The sequence below is a fragment of the Corynebacterium sp. HMSC14B06 genome (assembly GCF_001807075.1).
Classification (GTDB): Bacteria; Actinomycetota; Actinomycetes; order Mycobacteriales; family Mycobacteriaceae; genus Corynebacterium; species Corynebacterium jeikeium_D.
Genome location: NZ_KV787371.1, coordinates 1,467 through 18,874 on the forward strand (window position 1 = coordinate 1,467; position 17,408 = coordinate 18,874).

General features: G+C 57.8%; 17 protein-coding genes. 7 read left to right on the forward strand and 10 right to left on the reverse strand.

Features of this window, described 5'->3' with window-relative positions:
- Positions 1-239: 239 nt before the first annotated feature.
- Complete coding sequence (locus HMPREF3130_RS05240; protein ID WP_048734909.1) at positions 240-1,736, forward strand: MFS transporter; 1,497 nt, start codon at positions 240-242, stop codon at positions 1,734-1,736.
- Complete coding sequence (locus tag HMPREF3130_RS05245; protein ID WP_049189337.1) at positions 1,723-2,268, forward strand: TetR/AcrR family transcriptional regulator; 546 nt, start codon at positions 1,723-1,725, stop codon at positions 2,266-2,268. The genes HMPREF3130_RS05240 and HMPREF3130_RS05245 overlap by 14 nt, the downstream gene beginning before the upstream one ends.
- Before the next feature lie 6 nt (positions 2,269-2,274).
- Here HMPREF3130_RS05245 and HMPREF3130_RS05250 read toward each other — a convergent pair whose 3' ends face one another.
- Positions 2,275-3,477: an alpha/beta hydrolase gene (locus HMPREF3130_RS05250; protein ID WP_070429463.1), complete on the reverse strand. Its 1,203-nt coding sequence runs from the start codon at positions 3,475-3,477 to the stop codon at positions 2,275-2,277.
- A gap of 387 nt (positions 3,478-3,864) precedes the next feature.
- Here HMPREF3130_RS05250 and HMPREF3130_RS05255 point away from each other — a divergent pair, with 387 nt between their 5' ends.
- Together HMPREF3130_RS05255 and HMPREF3130_RS05260 are read left to right on the forward strand one after the other, a co-directional pair.
- Complete coding sequence (locus tag HMPREF3130_RS05255; RefSeq protein WP_070429464.1) at positions 3,865-5,454, forward strand: Re/Si-specific NAD(P)(+) transhydrogenase subunit alpha; 1,590 nt, start codon at positions 3,865-3,867, stop codon at positions 5,452-5,454.
- Between the two features lie 6 nt (positions 5,455-5,460).
- Positions 5,461-6,936 (forward strand): NAD(P)(+) transhydrogenase (Re/Si-specific) subunit beta, encoded by a 1,476-nt coding sequence (locus HMPREF3130_RS05260; protein WP_070429465.1) that lies wholly within the window; start codon positions 5,461-5,463, stop codon positions 6,934-6,936.
- Positions 6,937-6,985: 49 nt separating this feature from the next.
- On the opposite strand, the gene HMPREF3130_RS05265 is transcribed toward HMPREF3130_RS05260, so the two are convergent.
- Both HMPREF3130_RS05265 and HMPREF3130_RS05270 read right to left on the reverse strand, forming a co-directional pair.
- Positions 6,986-7,453, reverse strand: a complete 468-nt coding sequence (locus tag HMPREF3130_RS05265) for a GNAT family N-acetyltransferase (protein WP_070429466.1) — start codon at positions 7,451-7,453, stop codon at positions 6,986-6,988.
- A gap of 11 nt (positions 7,454-7,464) precedes the next feature.
- Complete coding sequence (locus HMPREF3130_RS05270) at positions 7,465-8,946, reverse strand: MFS transporter (RefSeq protein WP_070429467.1); 1,482 nt, start codon at positions 8,944-8,946, stop codon at positions 7,465-7,467.
- A gap of 144 nt (positions 8,947-9,090) precedes the next feature.
- Here HMPREF3130_RS05270 and HMPREF3130_RS05275 point away from each other — a divergent pair, with 144 nt between their 5' ends.
- A complete protein-coding gene (locus HMPREF3130_RS05275) occupies positions 9,091-10,056 on the forward strand; it encodes a quinone oxidoreductase family protein (protein WP_070429468.1) in 966 nt (321 codons plus the stop codon).
- A gap of 13 nt (positions 10,057-10,069) precedes the next feature.
- Here the strand turns inward: HMPREF3130_RS05275 and HMPREF3130_RS05280 are convergent, their stop codons facing one another.
- The 7 genes from HMPREF3130_RS05280 to HMPREF3130_RS05310 form a co-directional block, all read right to left on the reverse strand.
- A complete protein-coding gene (locus HMPREF3130_RS05280) occupies positions 10,070-10,591 on the reverse strand; it encodes a hypothetical protein (protein ID WP_038628219.1) in 522 nt (173 codons plus the stop codon).
- Complete coding sequence (locus HMPREF3130_RS05285) at positions 10,588-10,905, reverse strand: hypothetical protein (protein WP_070429469.1); 318 nt, start codon at positions 10,903-10,905, stop codon at positions 10,588-10,590. The genes HMPREF3130_RS05280 and HMPREF3130_RS05285 overlap by 4 nt, the downstream gene beginning before the upstream one ends.
- Positions 10,906-10,997: 92 nt before the next feature.
- Complete coding sequence (locus HMPREF3130_RS05290; RefSeq protein ID WP_038628213.1) at positions 10,998-11,690, reverse strand: metal-dependent transcriptional regulator; 693 nt, start codon at positions 11,688-11,690, stop codon at positions 10,998-11,000.
- A 3-nt stretch (positions 11,691-11,693) separates the two neighbouring features.
- Positions 11,694-12,512, reverse strand: a complete 819-nt coding sequence (locus tag HMPREF3130_RS05295) for a metal ABC transporter permease (RefSeq protein ID WP_070429470.1) — start codon at positions 12,510-12,512, stop codon at positions 11,694-11,696.
- Complete coding sequence (locus HMPREF3130_RS05300; protein ID WP_070429471.1) at positions 12,505-13,335, reverse strand: metal ABC transporter permease; 831 nt, start codon at positions 13,333-13,335, stop codon at positions 12,505-12,507. The genes HMPREF3130_RS05295 and HMPREF3130_RS05300 overlap by 8 nt, the downstream gene beginning before the upstream one ends.
- The gene (locus HMPREF3130_RS05305) at positions 13,325-14,020 is read right to left on the reverse strand and encodes a metal ABC transporter ATP-binding protein (protein WP_070429472.1); all 696 of its coding nucleotides are present in this window, start codon (positions 14,018-14,020) and stop codon (positions 13,325-13,327) included. Before HMPREF3130_RS05305 ends, HMPREF3130_RS05300 begins: the two co-directional genes overlap by 11 nt.
- On the reverse strand, positions 14,017-15,147 hold the full coding sequence (locus HMPREF3130_RS05310; RefSeq protein WP_070429473.1) for a metal ABC transporter substrate-binding protein: 1,131 nt from the start codon (positions 15,145-15,147) through the stop codon (positions 14,017-14,019). Before HMPREF3130_RS05310 ends, HMPREF3130_RS05305 begins: the two co-directional genes overlap by 4 nt.
- A 274-nt stretch (positions 15,148-15,421) precedes the next feature.
- On the opposite strand from HMPREF3130_RS05310, the gene arsC reads away from it, so the two are divergent.
- Positions 15,422-15,766, forward strand: coding sequence for an arsenate reductase (glutaredoxin) (gene arsC / locus HMPREF3130_RS05315; protein WP_069359604.1), 345 nt, complete (start codon positions 15,422-15,424; stop codon positions 15,764-15,766).
- A gap of 197 nt (positions 15,767-15,963) precedes the next feature.
- Entirely contained in the window at positions 15,964-17,361 is a 1,398-nt protein-coding gene (locus tag HMPREF3130_RS05320; protein ID WP_070429474.1) for an MFS transporter, read from the forward strand.
- The last annotated feature ends 47 nt before the right edge of the window (positions 17,362-17,408 follow it).

Genomic DNA, 17,408 nt, shown 5'->3' on the forward strand with positions numbered 1-17,408 from the left:
TGGAAATGTTCACGCAGATAAGCCATACCGGGCACGGTGACCGCGCCCCGTGAGGGGGACACCATCACGGTAACGGATCGAACGGCGTCCGTGAATTCGCACCTCAACAACGCCTGCAACTTAGACACTTTTTCACCGGCTCCTTGTGCGGGATTGGCTTACTTTTCTTGAAGTTTTAAACCTAAATCGGCACTCTTCAGAAGTTGTAACTAAACCGAACGTTCGTTACAGTTACTGGAATGACAGGTACCGACCACGCCGCTTCCACGAGGGCTAATCCGCCCACTTCAGTCACCCACAGGTGGATCTTCCTCGCTATCATCAGCGCCGGCCTACTACTCATCGGCATAGATAACTCGGTGCTCTACACTGCTCTGCCGGTTCTGCGCGAGCAGCTCCACACAACCGAGTTGGAGGGCCTGTGGATCATCAACGCCTACCCACTGGTAATCTCCGCACTCCTCCTCGGCACAGGCACCCTGGGCGACCGCATCGGTCACCGCAAGATGTTTCTTGTGGGCCTGACAATTTTTGGCTTCTCATCCCTGGCCGCAGCCTTTGCGCCGCACGCCTGGGCGCTGGTCATCGCTCGCGGCTGTCTAGGACTGGGCGCCGCGACCATGATGCCGGCAACCCTCGCTTTGCTACGTGAGACCTTCCACCACCCTCGTGAACTTGCCACGGCTATTGGCATTTGGTCAGCCACAGCAACACTGGGTGCCGCTGCTGGCCCCGTCGTCGGCGGTTTCCTGTTGGAGCACTTTTGGTGGGGCTCAATCTTCCTTATCAACATCCCTGTCGTAGTTTTCGCAATCATTGGCACGCTGATTTTCGCTCCACCAAATCAGCCCAACCCAGCCAAACACTGGGACTTCCTCACCAGCCTCTACGCGATGCTGGCCATGCTGGGCCTGGTTTCACTCATCAAGGAACTCGCCGGCCATCGCTCCTCCACCGTCATCGTCGCAGCTATCGCCTGTGGGCTAGTGGGCGCGGCACTGTTTCAGCGTCGTCAGGCACGTCTTACCGAACCCCTCATCGACTTTTCGGTCTTCCGTTCGCCGATGTTTTCCGGTGGCGTGCTGGCAGCAGCGCTTGCCATGTTTGTCCTGGCAGGCGCCGAATTGATGACGACGCAGCGCTTCCAGATTTCCGTCGGATACACACCACTCGACGCGGGCTTGCTAGTTGCCACCGCGGCACTGGCATCCTTGCCAGTTGGTGTCATCGGCGGCATGGTGCTCCATCGAGTGGGTTTCCGCACACTCATCACCGGCGGCTTCCTCCTCAACGCCGTCGGACTGGCAGGCATGTACTACGGCGTTTCCTCGGGCAATTTCTCGCTCATGATCGCGGGATTGATACTGCTCGGCGCGGGCGCAGGTTCTGTGATGTCGGTGTCGTCGACTGCGATAATCGGCTCAGCGCCGAGGTCAAAGGCAGGTATGGCGGCGGCGATGGAATCCGTGTCCTACGAATTCGGCACACTGATTACCGTCGCAATCACAGGCAGTCTCCTGCCTATGTTCTACACCCTGTTTACGCCTGTCGACGCCAGCATCTCACTCACCGATGCACTTCACACGCCAGCGCTTAACGACGGCGCCCGCGCCGGCCTCGACAGTTCCTACCTGGCCATTTTGATTATCCTGGCTGTCGTTGCTGTCATTGCAGCGATTGCGACTGCGGTGGCATTCCGCGGCAACCCGAAGGAGACTGAATATGCGCACGAGTAAGCGCACTGCCATCCTCGACACAATCGTTGAGATTATCGAGACAAGCGGTTTTTCCGAGGTCACCTACGAAAATGTTGCAACTCAATGCGGAATGAGTAAATCAGGATTGATTTACCACTTCCCCTCCCGCGAAGACATGATCCGCAGCGTCCATGAGCACATGGCGCAGTTATGGGAGGAGGAGCTTATCGAAGCCGCAGGTGGGCCCGCAGAGGAGGTATCCCCCGCCAACCGCCTACGCGCAAACCTCCAGGTCTCGCTGGATACGGCAACGAGGGCCGAGCTACTCATGTCCATCGACTCTGCCGCCGACCCGGAGCTGCGCGAGATTTGGACGCGCCTTTTGCGCCGGTGGAATCCGCCGGTAGAACGGATTGCCACCGACCAGGATGCCTGCATGGCCTACGTTGTCCAAATGATTTCCGATGGCCTCTGGGCTAACGACTACCTCAACGGCAATCAGCTCACGAAAGCGCAGCGCAAGGCAATCGCCGAAGCCGCGGCAAAGCTAATTCCAGAGTCGATGGAGTAGCCAGCTCTAGACGCCCTTGCGCTGAACGTCCTTGAGCTCGGAGTCAGTGGCCAGGCCGTAGTTAGCACCCGCATAGACGGCCTTTGCTCGACTCGTTCCGGCGAGCACATACTCGCTAAAGGACAGCACCATCGAGCCGAGCACATTCTTGGACGGATCATCCAGGTAGGTGCCGTGGTAGGAACCGGTGACTACCGCTTCCCAGGCAGGCCCTGCAGCATCGCGGTAACCACGTCGATCTGCATCAAAAGGAACGATGTCCTCGTGTTCCGCAATGGCAACTAGGCTCGGAATCTCCGGCGGGGTGGAGATTAACCCAGCGTCGGAAGGCCCTGGGTTGATGGCAACCAGACCGCGGGTGACCATATCGATACCCGCAGCCTGGAAGGCCTTATCCATCCTGTTGTTCAGGAAGATTGCGGAGCCACCACCTGCAGAGTGCCCGACCAGCATCGTGCGGGAGAAATCGATCTTGCCTGCAAGTGGCGTGGACTCGTCCTCATTGGCCGCTGCGGCCACGGAGGCTGCCAGCACCATCTGCGGCGCGAACCAGTTAGTGAAGTTGTAGCCAAGAGCCACGACATATCCGTGGCTTGCATAGAGTCGCGCTTGCGCGTCGTACATACCTGGCTCAGTACCAATGCCAGGGCTCAGAACCATCAGCGGCGCGGACTCCATGGAGTCGATATCCGCCGGGTAAATGAGCTGCGCGCCAACTGGGGAGGCGTTAGCCGATTCCGGCAACACGTCATAGCAGCCGGTGGTGCCGTGGAGACCGTGGAGGTCCCGCAGTACGCGGTTGTAGATGGTGTAGACGACACCATCACATGGCATTGCTTCACGGGTTGCGGCAACTGGGTGGGAGCCCATCGCTCCGAACTCCTTGCGCAGGTACCCCGCCTCTGGGGCGAACGGCTCGGTGATATAGCCACTTTCACCACCGGAGATGGCGCGGTTCACGCCACCCATAACATCCACCAGACCACCGCCAATTTTGTCCACGGTTTCCGAGTTCTGGTAGTCAACAGTGCTTTCACGTGCAGTGATGTCCGGCAGCTGGCCAATGCGCGGTGCCGCCTGCGCTGGCGCCTGTCCGCCGAGAACCACACCAGCTGCGAGCGAGAGAGCAACCACCTTCGAGAACGTGCGCGCCCGCCCTTGACGGGATGCCGACACGGGCTTTCCGTCCGTCTTTAGTGAACCAATCATCGTTTTCCTTAACTCTTGCCAAGAACCTAGGAATACGAATTTACCTAATACGTAAATACATACGTAAAGACAGAAATAGCCTCCCCCATCTTTCACCCCTCAAACAATCATTCAGAGCGCTGAAAATGTTCACTCTCGCCCAAAATTAACACCATCACCCCCATTTCCTACCCCCTTTCCAAGAGTCCGTAGATTCAGAAAACCCACCTCACCACCGTTACCCACATATTTTTATTACCTTTTTCCACAAACGCCTCCGCTGCCTCCCCACCAGCGCATACCTTATTGACACCAAGGAGAAAGTGGCCACGCCCACACTCACTGTTAACCGACAACCGAGTGCGCATGGCCCTTAATAAAACCCCCGAACAGAAAAGAACTCCCACAATGAGAATCGGCATCCCTTTAGAACCCGATCCCCAGCAAACAATTGTGGCTGCGACCCCGGAGACCGTCGGCAAACTCGTCAAGCTTGGCTACGAGGTCGCCGTGCAGGCTGACGCCGGCCTGGCTGCTAAGTTCACCGACGCGGACTACGAATCCGCCGGTGCCACCATTGTCGACGAGTCTGTCTGGCACAGCGATATCGTCGTAACGCTCGACACTCCGCCGGAGCAGTTCCGTGCACTGCTTAACGACGGTGCCATGCTGATCAGCCGACTTGCGCCAGGCCGAAACGAAGAACTGGTCGAAGAGCTCGCGCAACGCAACATCACCGCCCTTGCTATGGATGCAGTTCCCCGCATTTCCAGGGCACAGTCGATGGACGTACTGTCGTCGATGGCCAACATCGGCGGCTACCGCGCAGTAGTCGAAGCGGCTTCTGCATATGGTCGCCTTTTCACTGGTCAGGTGACTGCCGCAGGAAAGATGCCACCAGCTACCGTTTACGTCATCGGCGCTGGTGTCGGCGGACTTGCGGCGATCGGTACGGCCAACTCTATGGGCGCGGTTGTTAAGGCAACAGACCTGCGCCCTGAAGCCGGTGAACAGGTCGAATCGATGGGTGCAGAGTTCATCCCGATTCCGGCCGCCACCGAGAAGTCCGAAGATGGCTACGCCAAGGAAATGACCAATGATCAGGCTGCCGCTGCCGCGAAGCTCTACTCCGAGCAGTCCGCGCAGGCTGACATTGTCATTACCACCGCGAATATCCCTGGCCGTCGCTCTCCACTGCTGCTGACTGCTGCCGATGTTGCAGCTATGAAGCCAGGCAGCGTCATCGTCGACATGGCTGCCGCCGGTGGCGGCAACTGCGAGATGACCGTTCCAGGCAAGACCATTGTCACTGACAACGGTGTGACCGTCATCGGTTACACCGACCTTGCAGGACGTCTGCCCGCGCAGGCATCGTCGCTGTACGGCCAGAACATTTTCAACCTGTTCAAGCTGATCACGCCGGAAAAGGATGGCTCTCCAGTTCTCAATCTCGAGGACGAGATTATCCGTGGCATCACGGTGACAAAGGCTCGCTCACAAAATGGCGCCGGCGCTACCGGAGCTGAGATTCTCTGGCCACCACCGCCAATCAAGGTCGCTGTCACCCCTGCTGCCCCACTGCAGGAGCAGCAGGCTCACCAGGCCGCATTAGAAGAGAATGCGCCGGAGAAGGTTTCCTTCATGGGATCTGGCCTGGGCTCGAAGATTGCTCTGGGCCTGACGGCACTGCTGGCAATTGTGGTTATGCTCAGCGCACCGCACAGCGTGAGCGCCAACTTCATGGTTCTCACCTTGGCTATCGTGCTTGGCTTCTACGTAATCTCCGCGGTCACGCCGCGCCTACACACACCGCTGATGTCTGAGACCAACGCGATTTCCGGCATTGTTCTGGTGGGTGCGATTCTCCAGGTGGGAAGCTCCAACCTGCTGGTTTCCGGTCTCGCGTTCGCGGCCATCGTGGTTAGCTCCATCAATATCTTCGGCGGTTTCGCCGTCACCGACCGCATGCTTGGCATGTTTGTGAAAGAGGAGGCATAAAGTCTAATGGCTAGCATTGATACTGCTTCGCTTCTGGACTGGACCTACCGCCTGTCCAACGTCGGCTACATTGTCGCCGCTGTCCTGTTCCTCGCTGCCCTCTCGGGCCTGTCCAAGCCGGAGACCGCTCGCCGCGGAAACGCCTTCGGTATTGCCGGCATGGCCGTCGCCGTTGTCATTGCCATCTTTCAGGCACTCGTCACCGCTGACACCAAGCCGGATACTCACTTCTCCCCGCTGATTACCCTGATTCTCATCGCTGTCGCTATCGGCATCGGTGGTGTCATCGGTATCACCCGCGCACGCAGCGTTGCCATGACTGGCATGCCGCAGCTGATTGCACTGTTCAATGGTCTGGTCGGACTCGGCGCTATCTTCATCGGCTTCAACTCCTACATCTTCGCCGAAGATGTCGCCCCCGATGCCCTGAAGTTCCACTTCGGCGAGGTCTACATTGGCGTCTTCATCGGCGCTGTGACCTTCACTGGTTCCATCGTCGCTGGCCTGAAGCTGTCTGAGAAGATCAAGGGCTCGCCGCTGCTGCTGCCAGGCCGCAATGCTCTGAACATTGCCATTCTGGTGGTCACTCTGGTTCTCCTGGCTGTCTTCATCGCAACCGGCACCGAGGGCGGCACCATCGCATGGGCATGCATGGTTGCTGTGACTGCTTTGGGCCTGTTTTTGGGCTGGCACTTGGTCATCGCCATCGGTGGCGGCGACATGCCGGTTGTCGTGTCCATCATGAACTCGTATTCCGGTTGGGCCGCTGCTTTCACCGGTCTCATGCTTGGCAACCCGCTGCTCATCATCACCGGTGCGCTGGTTGGTTCCTCCGGCGCCTACCTGTCGTACATCATGTGTGAGGCCATGAACCGCTCCTTTGCCAACGTTATTCTGGGTGGCTTTGGCTCCGAAGCTACGTCGGCAAGCGCTGTGGAAGGCTCCCACACTGAGGTCAACCACGAGGACACTGCAGAAATCCTGCGCAACGCGGACAAGATCCTCATCGCTCCGGGCTACGGTATGGCTGTGGCACAGGCTCAGTACGCCGTCGCCGATCTGGTACGCAATTTGCGTGCCGACGGTAAGGAAGTGGTCTTCGGTATCCACCCAGTCGCTGGCCGCCTGCCGGGTCACATGAACGTGCTGCTGGCTGAGGCCAAGGTTCCCTACGACATCGTGCTGGAGCTGGACGAGGTCAACGATGATTTCGCTGATGTGGATGTCACCCTGGTCATCGGTGCAAATGACACCGTCAACCCGATGGCAGAGCAGCCGGGCTCCCCGATTGCGGGTATGCCGGTGCTGAAGGTGTGGGAATCTGAGCGCGTGATTGTTCTCAAGCGGTCGATGGGTTCGGGCTACTCGGGCGTGCAGAACCCGCTGTTCTTCAACGAAAACACCGACATGCTTATCGGCGATGCGAAGGCCAGCATCGACTCCCTGAATCGCATCCTGGCGGATTCGAAGGTCAACGCTTAAACCCGAAAGTAAGCAACGCCGTACAAACCGGAGTCTAGGCGATTAATTCCTAGGCTTCGCCACGGGCTGCATCACGAACCATGGTGATGTGCTCAATGCCGGCTTCCATGAAGGTCTCCCCGACCTCATGGAAGCCGGCTTTTTCGTACACACCTTTCGCCTGCGTCTGGGCATGCAGAATTAGCCCCGTATCCGGGTGGTCAGCGATGACCTGCTGCAGCAGTTTCGAGGACAACCCCCTACCCCGGCTCGCAGCATCGACGACAACTCGGCCGATGGTGCGCGGGTAGCTCGAAGAGTACTCATCGAGCGTGTCAATTACACGCAAGTACGCAATAATCTTGCGGGAGTCATTGTCGTCGCGGATGAAATAGTGCTCTGCGGTATCTTCCAGGTCGCGCCAATCCATTTCCGGCTCCTCACAGGACTGCTCAAGATAGAACACGTCGGTACGCAGCGCCGAGATGGCATACGCATCGGTCGCACTGAGGTCGGAAAAGAAAGCTCTCTCAATCATGGGATTCGATACTAATGCGGTGGCTCCGCAATACGCGAGAGATTCACCGCTTTTGTGTCGCCACGGTCGTCGGCCACGGCCACAAGCAGTGTCGCGAAGAAGGCCGTGCTGATGGTGAGGAAGCCAGCGGCAGCACCGACCTCCCAATTAAATGCATCCTTTACCGCAAACGTAACCGCGAGAATAACCGCCAGACCGACGGAAGTACCGATGCGCTGGCCGGTCTGCAACACTGCACCTGCGGCACCGGCGTAGGTCAATGGCACATCACGCAGGGACAGTGCCTGATTTGGCGAAATAACCAATCCGCCCGAGGCGCCAACGAAGCACAAGGTGAGAATCATCCAGTACTCGCTGACACCGAATTTGCTGTGCAGCGCGATGACCCCCACGGTCAGCAGCAGCCCGGTAATCGAGATGGCGATGCCGCCGATGACAATCCTGCGGCCTCCCTTGTCCAAGTGGTGGCCAGCCCAGTTCGCAGAAAACGAGCTGAGTACCGCTGCGGGCAGACCGATCAAACCGGACACCAATGCCGAGTGCCCCAGCGCATTTTGGTAGTACTGCGCCACGAGCACCCAGATACTGGTCGTACCGAAGAACCATAATGTGGCAATAATCGCGCCGTTGCGGAAGTGGCGGAGCCGGAAAATATCCAAATCCACCATCGGCGCGGTCGGTGTGGATTTCATGTGCTTTTCCCACTTCAACCACACCGCAAGCAGCACTGCTGCCGCAGGAAGCATGGCCCATACCCATGCGGATCCGCGCGACTCCATAAACGGCAGCATGACCATGAGGACGGTGAGCCCCAGCAACAATGAACCAACTGGGTCAAGCGCGCGAATCGTGCGCAGAAGACCAATTGGTTTGCCGTCTGCATTGCGAAGTCGCCGCAGGTAGGGGCGCGGGAAGAATATGAGCCCAAGAATAATAGTGAGGATGCCAACCGGGACGTTGACCAGCATGGTCAGCCGCCAACCCAGGTCGGGGCCGCCGAGACGGATGAGCAATCCACCCAGCGGCGGGCCGATGGCCACTGCAACACCCACGACAGTGCCGAAATAGCCGAAAGCGATGGCTCGCTCACGTCCGTTGAAATACTGCTGAATCATGCCGACACCCTGCGGGTTAAAGAATCCGGCACCGATGCCCATAACAAAGCGAGCAACGTTCAACATCTCAATACTCGGGGCAAAGCCTGCAGCGATAGCGGCGAGGGTATAGATAACCATGCCAAGGATGTAGAGCCCGCCGCGGCCGAGCAAATCACCTGCTCTCCCCGCAGCCACCAGAACTACGCCAAATGACAAGGCATAGCCGCTGAGCACCCACTGCACATCCGCGTCACGTGCCTCAAGCCCGGTCTGGATGCTGGGCAGAGCCACATTGACGATGCTCACAGCAATCAGCGCCATAAAGATACCCGTCAGTAGAACTGAGAGTATTCGCCACCTTTGGGGATCTGGAGTCGTCTGATTTTGTTGCATCATTCCACTATTTATACGCGCTGAATATGTGAACTCAATCCCGCAAGTTTCTGAAGCTGGAAAGTATGCAGAGCGTAGGCACCCTACGGGTCGCACCCCGTACGCGTCGCATGCCCCAACGCTGCCGAACTCACCTACCATCGTGGAATGGCACACAATAACTCGACGTCTTACGCAATGATCATCAATCGCTTTGGCGGCCCCGAGGAGTTCACGCAGGTTCCCCGCACCCCTGCGGAGCCCGGTCCCGGCGAAATCCTGGTCAAGACCACAGCCATCGGCGCGAATCCGCTGGACTACAAGATGCGCGATGGCTCTTCCGGTCTGTGCGCAAAGTTCGCCCCTCCCGCAGTGCTCGGACGCGAAGCTGCTGGCGAAGTCGTTGCCGTCGGCGAAGGTGTGGACAGCTTCGCCCCCGGCGACCGTGTCTTCGGTATGCGCAGCTTCGACGACTTCCGCGGCACCTACGCAACGCACAACGTCTTCCCCGCCGACGGTGTGGTCCGAACGCCCGATTCGCTTGACGACGTTACCGCTGCGGGCCTTGCCCTAGTGGGAATCACGGCGACCGTGGCTGTCGAGCAGCTTGCAAAGGTAAAAAGCGGGGACACCGTACTCATCCATGGTGCCGGTGGCGGTGTTGGCCAGCTGATGACGCAGCTGGCGGTCGCCCGTGGCGCAACTGTGTTGGCCAGTGCGTCGTCACGCCATCATGAAAAACTAGTGGGCTTTGGTGCACAGCACATTGATTACACAGCGGAAGATGTATTCGAGGCTGTGCGACAACAGTTCCCCAAGGGCGTGGACGTTGTCCTTGACGGCGTGTATTTCGACACTTTCCTGCCCTCACTGGATGTGTTGGCATCGGATGGCCGGATTGTGGCGCTGCCTTCGCTGGCCGACCTGACACCGGCGAGGGAACGTGGCATTGAAGCACACATTCCGGCTATTTCGAATGACACGACTATTTATGCCGACCTGGCCGACCGCGTAGTTGCCGGTGAGATTTCACTTCCTATCGGCCTGACTAAGAATCTCACCGAGGTCGCGGAGGTCCACCGAGTATTGGAAGACGGACACGCTGACGGCAAGATTGTGATGACCGTCGACTAATTCAAGTGCGTTACTACAGCTCGCGACGAGCGTTCTGATATGTCTTCGTCAGCGAGCACCAGAGCTCGTCGGCATCAGAGATGGCTTCCACTAGCTCCCGGTTGGTCATAGTTTCGCGCTGCTCGCGCAGTCGGTTGTTTAGCTTTCGAGCACGAGATAGCTCACCGCGTAGTTCGATGAGCTCCGGCGTAGCCTCTCCGGAGGCAAATACATCTTTGTAGATGGTGCCGACACCCATTGTGGTGTTCACGTTGTCCCAGGCAGAGAGGATTGCGGTGAGCTGGTACTCGGTGTCCATGGCAATCTGTTGCAGCTCAGCGTGATTACGCTCGGCGAGCTCGTGCGCCTCAGCGCTGCGGCGCACACCGACCCACGCCTGGTATGCGATGAGAATCGCAAGCACCAAGCCCGCAACTGGCAATGCATATTGCAGAATCCACAGCGTGACACCGAAGAGCTGAACAATCAGGCCGAAGAAGAAAAATACGACAATGACCGTCGCGCACCCGTTGTCGGAGCCTGAGCGTTTACTCATCGCGGCGTCACCTCCGCCGCAGCATTCAAAATCGCATCGGCCCCCAGGTGGCTGGCGTAGCCAAGTCCGATGGCTGCTGCCAAAAGGAGTATTGCCAGCAACGTATAGACGATTGCCTCTTCGACGGTGCTAGTGACCTCAATGCGCTGCTCTTCGTAGTCCAGCAGTGCCCGCATGTCTTTGGTCGAGGCATTCAAGCGGCGTTCGAGATTAGCCATGTGTTCCTGCTGCTCAGCAGGCGAGATAGCGATGGCATTGAGTGGCACATCGACGCTCTCGACACTGGCATATGCATGTCGACGAGCACTTTTCACGCTGTCGAACGAAACTGACGGTGCGGGTGGCACTTTAGTTGGCCCAGTGAGATTCCGCGACACCTTATAGTAAGAGCGCGCTGCGGCCCTCGTCAGTTCGTTGTTGGAGTCGCCTTGATTGCCCATAGTGCCGAGTCTGCCACATGAATTTTCTTTGGCTCGGTATCGTCCACCTCATCGAGGATGGCAAAGACATGCATGCCTGCATATGGTGCGGCTTCGGCTCGGAGCACGGTCCCCGGTCCTACCCCTGATGTCGCCAAATAGCGCAGTAGTTCAGGGTCGGAGTCGTTAATGCGATCGACTACCACCATCGCGCCGGCTTCGATATCCGTCAGGTCGGTGCGCACTGCGCTGGCGATGGTACCGCTTGCGCTGGGAATTGGATCGCCATGCGGATCGCGCTCAGGGAATCCCAGCATTGCATCAATGCGACTAATGAAATCATCCGAGACCGCATGTTCAAGCTTTTCGGCTTCCTCGTGAACCTCATCCCAGGTGTATCCGAGAGTCGAGACCAAGAAGCTTTCAATCAGCCGGTGGCGCCGCACCATGATTAGCGCAATATCCCGCCCACGGTCCGACAGGCTAATGCCCCGATACGGCTCGTGGTTGACAAGGCCACGTGCAGCTAGCTTCTTCACGGCCTCGCTGGCGGTGGGCTTCTTTTCACCCATCCGCTCAGCGACATCGCCAAGTGCCACTTTTTCACCGGTGCGCTCGTGCAAATCCCAAATGACCTTGAGGTAGTCCTGGGTCTTTGCTGGTAAATCCTCCACGTGCATTCTTTAGACTTTAGCGTTATTGCGTGTTGCCGCAATCTTGAGGGGGACATAGAAACAGCCGGCGCACACGCCAATGCAGCCGCCAACTGACAGATTCGCCGCCACCGCAATGAATAGCCCCACCAGGCCAATCGCGATACCCATCAATGGCGCCAACACGAATAGCAAACGGGTATCGTCCACTACCCCAACGAGCGCAGCTGCCGGGGCAGCTAGCAGCGCGATGGATAGAATCGTGCCGACAGCCGGAATCAGCGCCACCAGAGTCAGAACGATTAGCCCGCTGATGACCAGCTGTGCTTTTCTCCTCGAATGCGCGACTCCGAAAGACTCCGGGTCGAATGTGAAGTAAATCAGCTGCCGCCACCGAGCAAGCAGCACCAACGCCACCAGCAGCAAGAGGCCACCCGACAGCGCAATATCAATCTTGTTCACGTTGAGTACGCTGCCGACCAGGAAGCTTTCTACCTTCACCGGCAACGGGGCGAACCACTTGTTCAGGAAGTAGCCCAGTGCGAACCCAAATGTCAGCACAATTCCCGCCGCCGAGGACGTTGTTCCCACCTTTGACAGACCAAACAGTGCCCCAATCGGAATACACATCAGAAATGCTCCGATAAAGAGGAACACCGAAATCCACGAGTGGCTCAGGCCGAGCGCTGCCGCAATTACAACGCCCACAACCGCGCCGGGAAAAGTCGCATGTGTAATCGCTTCTGCGAAGAACACTTGTTTTCCCAGCACCGCGAGCACCCCAACTACTCCAGCCAGGGCTCCTACCAGTATCAGTTCGATAATTGGCAAAATCAGGATGCTAGACACGGTCTCCTCCCAGCACAACGCGCAGCCCCAGTGCCATGAAATACAGTCCCACCGAGGTCAGCGCGACGACTGCCTGAGGAGACACCGGCCCCAAAGGCACCAGCGCCAAACCAACGATTCCGCTGAGGCAACCCACTGCAATCGCAATCGGCACCATCACATGCACTCGGCGAGTCAGCAGTCTCGCCGCCGCTCCCGGCACGACCAGATATCCGACTACCAGCAGCACGCCCACAGCGCTTGCCGACGACACCACCACCGCAGCAATCGCCGCATTAATGGTGAGGTCGATGCCCCACACATTGACTCCTGCGGCTTTGGCACCGAAGCGATCAAAGGCGACAAACACCTGCTGGCGCCAGGTCACTGCGATAAGAACCAAGGCGATGGCACAGACAATCAGGGCGCTGGTGAGTCGGGAGTCAGTGACTTCCAGCAGTCGCCCGAACATGAGCGCTTCCAGCTGTCCTGACTGGTCACCTTTCTTCAGCGAGAGAATCACACCGATGGAAAAGAAGCTGGTCAGTACAACTGCCACTCCGGCTTCCGACATGTGCGAGCGCGATACCAAGGTCAGTGCTACTGCCACTACCACCGCAAATGCTGCAGCCACCGGGATAATCATGTCGATGCCGCCGAATACGGCACCGGCCACAATTCCGGGAAAAATCGAATGCACCATGGCCTCGGCATTGAACTCGAGGCCACGCAGGTTCACGATGACACCGACCAGGCCAGAGACCGCCCCGAGGGCAATCAACAGCACTAGTGGCCTGAACATGAAAGGCGCTGCCCCAAGCTCATTCGCAAGCTCAGTCCACATAGGCTGGCACCAACTTCGAGGTTGCACCAAAAGCTGGCTGCTCTGCCACAATTAATGTGTTTTCGCAGGTGTCCTCGGCAAGCACGAGATCATGGGTGGCCGCGATAATTGCCGTGCCATTTTCCTTCAGTTCGTTGAGGAGATTCAGCAGCATCGCCCGATTTTCAGTGTCGAGGCCGTTGAACGGCTCGTCGAGAAGCACGAGTTGCGGACGTGCGACGATGGCACGCGCCAACAGAACGCGTTGCTGCTGACCACCGGAAAGGTTGCCGAAACGTTCACTGGTGCGGTCGGCAAGCCCGACTTTGGCTAGCGCTGCGTGGATGCGTTCTTTGCGGTGTCCAAGCGGTTGGAAGGGGCGCAGTTCGTGCAGCACCCCCATGGCGACGACATCGAACGCCGTGACCGGAAAAGTGCGATCGAGGTCTGCCGACTGCGGGACGTAGGACACAATCTTCGCGTTGTTGTGCATCTCACCAGTGAGAAGACGAGTCCCACCCAGGATTCCGCGCAGCACAGTCGTTTTTCCAGAGCCATTGGCGCCGATGAGTGCAAGCCCGGTACCCGGCGCGACATTGGCGGTGATGTGATTGACGATGGGTACCGCCGTGTAGCCGAATGAGGCATCGCGGAGCGTGACTATGGGCTCGGCAGACATGGGGTTGGCTAAGTGGTTACGGCTCATTTGATGCCCTCTGGCAGGGGCGCGACAGTTCCGTCCCATGCCGTCACAACCTGAGTGACGTTGTGGATGATGGAACCGATGTAGGTCTCGCCATCACTGCCAGCCGGACCAAGGGAGTCGCCGTAGAGTGCGTCCTCACCAACGATGGCCTTGACACCTGCGGCCTTGGCGATCGCCTCAATTGATTTCGAGTTGTTCGAGTTCTCCGCAAACAGCGCGGTTGCACCCGCATCCTTCACGGTCTTTGCCGCCTCGGCGATATGCGCGGCCGTGGCATCCTGCTGCTCGTTGAAATCAGACAGCGCTGCGCCGATGAAGTTGATATTGAACTCGTGGGAGAAGTATCCAAAGGCATCGTGGCTGGTAAACAGCACAGGGTCCGACACGGTGGCGATGGACTTATTTACCCACTCATCCAGCTGATTCAGCTTGTCCTGGTAGGCCGCAACGTGGTCGGCGATGGTGGACTTCAGCTCATTGTCGCCACGTTCCTCAGCAACCTGTTCCAGGGCGTAGCCGATATTGGCAACCTGGATCTTGGCGTTCTTCGGCGAGGTCCATACATGCGGATCGAAGCGGAATTCCGCCTCCTCACCGGGTTCTTCCGGCGGGAATGGCCATGGGGCGACATCAATCTTTTCCACCCCTCGGTCGATGGTGTAGTTACCATTCTTCGCCTTCTCTGGTGGCAGCGGCTTGGTTTTGTCCGTGTCCTTGGCTGCCTTCATGGCATCTACGTCACCTGCAGTGAGAACGCCACTGGTTACTGCCATCGTTCCGGAAAAGCCCGAGGACTCAATCGCCTGATCCAGGAAGTGCTCCAGGTCAACGCCGTTGACGAACAAGAGATCGGCGTTACCAGTCTTGGTCAGCTGCTCGTGGGTCATTTCCAGCTCATGTGCTGTTGCATTCGGCGCCAACAGGCAGGTCAAATCAACTGCATCGATGTCCAGTTGCTTCACGTAATCACAAATCTGCGTCGTGGAAGCCACGACGTTGATTGGGTTCTCGCCGCTGGCTCCCTCACTGCCATCGCCACACGCTGCAAGGCCGGCGCCCGCTAGCAAGATCGAAAGGCCCGCACACATGGACTTAGCTGATCGCGAAAGTTTTCCGGAAATTGTCATGTTGGTGTCCGCTCTTGATTATTTGTTATTGCTTTGCGACGGCTACGCTGACCGGCCGCTTCAGTAAATCTGGTCACCTTAGGGGCGGTTGGGGCGCACTTCGCCGTTCATCTATCACGTGTGAGAGTAAACCTAACGACAACTATTTTCAACCTATTGAACTTAAGTGTTTTTGGCGTTACATTTTTAAAGATAAACAGTGAACAGGATCTAACCGCAGGCGGTTTCACCACAGCGCTAACCTTCACACCACAACATCAGCCATGATGGAGGCATGGAAGCGAAGATTTATCACAACCCCCGCTGCTCAAAGTCCCGCCAGGCTCTCGCCGTATTACGCGAAGCCGGCATCGAGCCGGAAATCATCAAGTACCTAGACACTCCTCCAACCAAGGCCGAGCTGCGCTCGCTAATCGAGGCGGCAGGCCTGAACGTCATCGATGCCGTGCGCACCAAGGAAGCAGAGTTCAAGGAACTGGAACTCTCCAAGGACTCCAGCGACGAGGAACTTCTGGACGCAATGGTTGCGCACCCACGCCTGATTGAGCGCCCGTTTGTCGTCACCAATAAGGGGGTACGGATGGCGCGCCCCACCGAGGCTATTAACGACATTCTCTAACCAATGACATGCGTTAATCGCCTTTACACCAACCCCCTCCACAGGCCTCCAAGACCGGGAAGTTAACAACCCGTTAATAGGGGATAAAGTCGCTGTAAACTCACCGCTGAAACGATAAAGCTATCCGCCTGCCACCCTAGCCACCCACACAGGTTGCACCAGAGGCAACGGCGGCCTTCAGCGAAAGGACTCTCATCATGAGCAGTCAGAGGCTCGGCTGGCTCAGCGTCCCCGGCCCAGCAGCTCCCCTTCCCGAGGAAAAGATTGCCCCGACCTACCGGACCTGGCGGTTCAACGTCTTCATGGGCATCTTCATCGGCTACGCGGGCTTCTACCTCATCAGAAATAACATCCCCCTGGTGTCCGCTGTGCTGGAAAAGCACGACCTACTGGGTGCAGCCGGAATTGGCATCGTAGCCAATGCGGTTCTCTTCTCCTACGGCCTATCCAAGTTCTTCATGGCCATGCTCTCCGACAGGGCCAATGCCAGGTACTTCCTCCCGCTTGGCCTAGCACTGTCCGCGGTCGTAAACCTCTTTGTTGCGTTCGTCCCAGCGATCAGTGCCTCTGTTGCGATTTTCGCGACAGTCATGTTCATCAATGGCTGGTTCCAAGGCATGGGCTGGCCTCCTTCTGGACGCGTTGTCGTCCACTGGTTCTCGACATCCGAGCGCGGCACTTTGATGTCGATCTGGAACACTGCCCACAATGTCGGTGCCGCCGTCGGTGGTGCTCTGGCAGCCTGGGGCTTGCATTCGTTCGCCACTTCCGATGCCGACTGGACTCCCGCATTCTGGCTACCGGCGATTGTCGCGCTCGTGATTGCTGCCATCGCATTCCTGCTGATTCGAGACAACCCGCAATCCATGGGACTGCCTCCGGTAGAGGAATACCGTAACGACCCAGACAAGGTCGAAGGAACTAATGACGAGGCACAAGAACCCTGGTTCGCAATCGTCAAGAACCATGTTCTTACCAATCCGGTTATCGTCATGTTGGCGCTGGCCAATGTGTTCGTCTACGCACTTCGTTACGGCGTTCTCAACTGGATTCCGATTTACCTGACAAACGAATTGCACAAGACCAACGTCACGGGCGGAATCATCGGATTCATGCTCTACGAGGGCGCAGCAATTGTGGGCACCCTGCTGTGCGGATGGGTCTCCGACAAGGTCTTCAAGGGTTGGCGCTCAGGCGCCGGCATGCTCTTCCTGATCGGCACCGGCATCACCATTTTCGCATACTGGCAGCTACCCGCTACGGCACCATTGTGGATGTTCTATGTGCTCATCTCCCTGATCGGCGCACTCATTTACGGCCCAATCATGCTCATCGGACTGCAGGCCATCGACCTCTCGCCTAAGTATGTTGCGGGAACCGCAGCTGGTTTCACTGGATTGTTCGGATACCTTCTCGGCGCAACACTCGCCTCCACTGGTGTCGGTCTCTTGATCGACTTCGCAGGCTGGAATGTCACATTCGCAACCCTCATTGGAGTTGTCGCTATTGCGTTTGTCCTCATGATCTTCGTCGGCAAGTACGAGCGCGAAGTCATGCACAAGGCAGATGAAGCCCGCACCAAGACAGCTCAATAGCCACTCAATAGCCGTCAGTCACGGTGCTGCTAGTCGAATCCCGGATT

Coding starts and splice junctions, on each gene's coding strand:
- HMPREF3130_RS05240 (WP_048734909.1), top strand. CDS start 240: ATGACAGGTACCGACCACGCCGCTTCCACGAGGGCTAATCCGCCCACT.
- HMPREF3130_RS05245 (WP_049189337.1), top strand. CDS start 1,723: ATGCGCACGAGTAAGCGCACTGCCATCCTCGACACAATCGTTGAGATT.
- HMPREF3130_RS05250 (WP_070429463.1), bottom strand. CDS start 3,477: ATGATTGGTTCACTAAAGACGGACGGAAAGCCCGTGTCGGCATCCCGT.
- HMPREF3130_RS05255 (WP_070429464.1), top strand. CDS start 3,865: ATGAGAATCGGCATCCCTTTAGAACCCGATCCCCAGCAAACAATTGTG.
- HMPREF3130_RS05260 (WP_070429465.1), top strand. CDS start 5,461: ATGGCTAGCATTGATACTGCTTCGCTTCTGGACTGGACCTACCGCCTG.
- HMPREF3130_RS05265 (WP_070429466.1), bottom strand. CDS start 7,453: ATGATTGAGAGAGCTTTCTTTTCCGACCTCAGTGCGACCGATGCGTAT.
- HMPREF3130_RS05270 (WP_070429467.1), bottom strand. CDS start 8,946: ATGATGCAACAAAATCAGACGACTCCAGATCCCCAAAGGTGGCGAATA.
- HMPREF3130_RS05275 (WP_070429468.1), top strand. CDS start 9,091: ATGGCACACAATAACTCGACGTCTTACGCAATGATCATCAATCGCTTT.
- HMPREF3130_RS05280 (WP_038628219.1), bottom strand. CDS start 10,591: ATGAGTAAACGCTCAGGCTCCGACAACGGGTGCGCGACGGTCATTGTC.
- HMPREF3130_RS05290 (WP_038628213.1), bottom strand. CDS start 11,690: ATGCACGTGGAGGATTTACCAGCAAAGACCCAGGACTACCTCAAGGTC.
- HMPREF3130_RS05300 (WP_070429471.1), bottom strand. CDS start 13,335: ATGTGGACTGAGCTTGCGAATGAGCTTGGGGCAGCGCCTTTCATGTTC.
- HMPREF3130_RS05305 (WP_070429472.1), bottom strand. CDS start 14,020: ATGAGCCGTAACCACTTAGCCAACCCCATGTCTGCCGAGCCCATAGTC.
- HMPREF3130_RS05310 (WP_070429473.1), bottom strand. CDS start 15,147: ATGACAATTTCCGGAAAACTTTCGCGATCAGCTAAGTCCATGTGTGCG.
- arsC (WP_069359604.1), top strand. CDS start 15,422: ATGGAAGCGAAGATTTATCACAACCCCCGCTGCTCAAAGTCCCGCCAG.
- HMPREF3130_RS05320 (WP_070429474.1), top strand. CDS start 15,964: ATGAGCAGTCAGAGGCTCGGCTGGCTCAGCGTCCCCGGCCCAGCAGCT.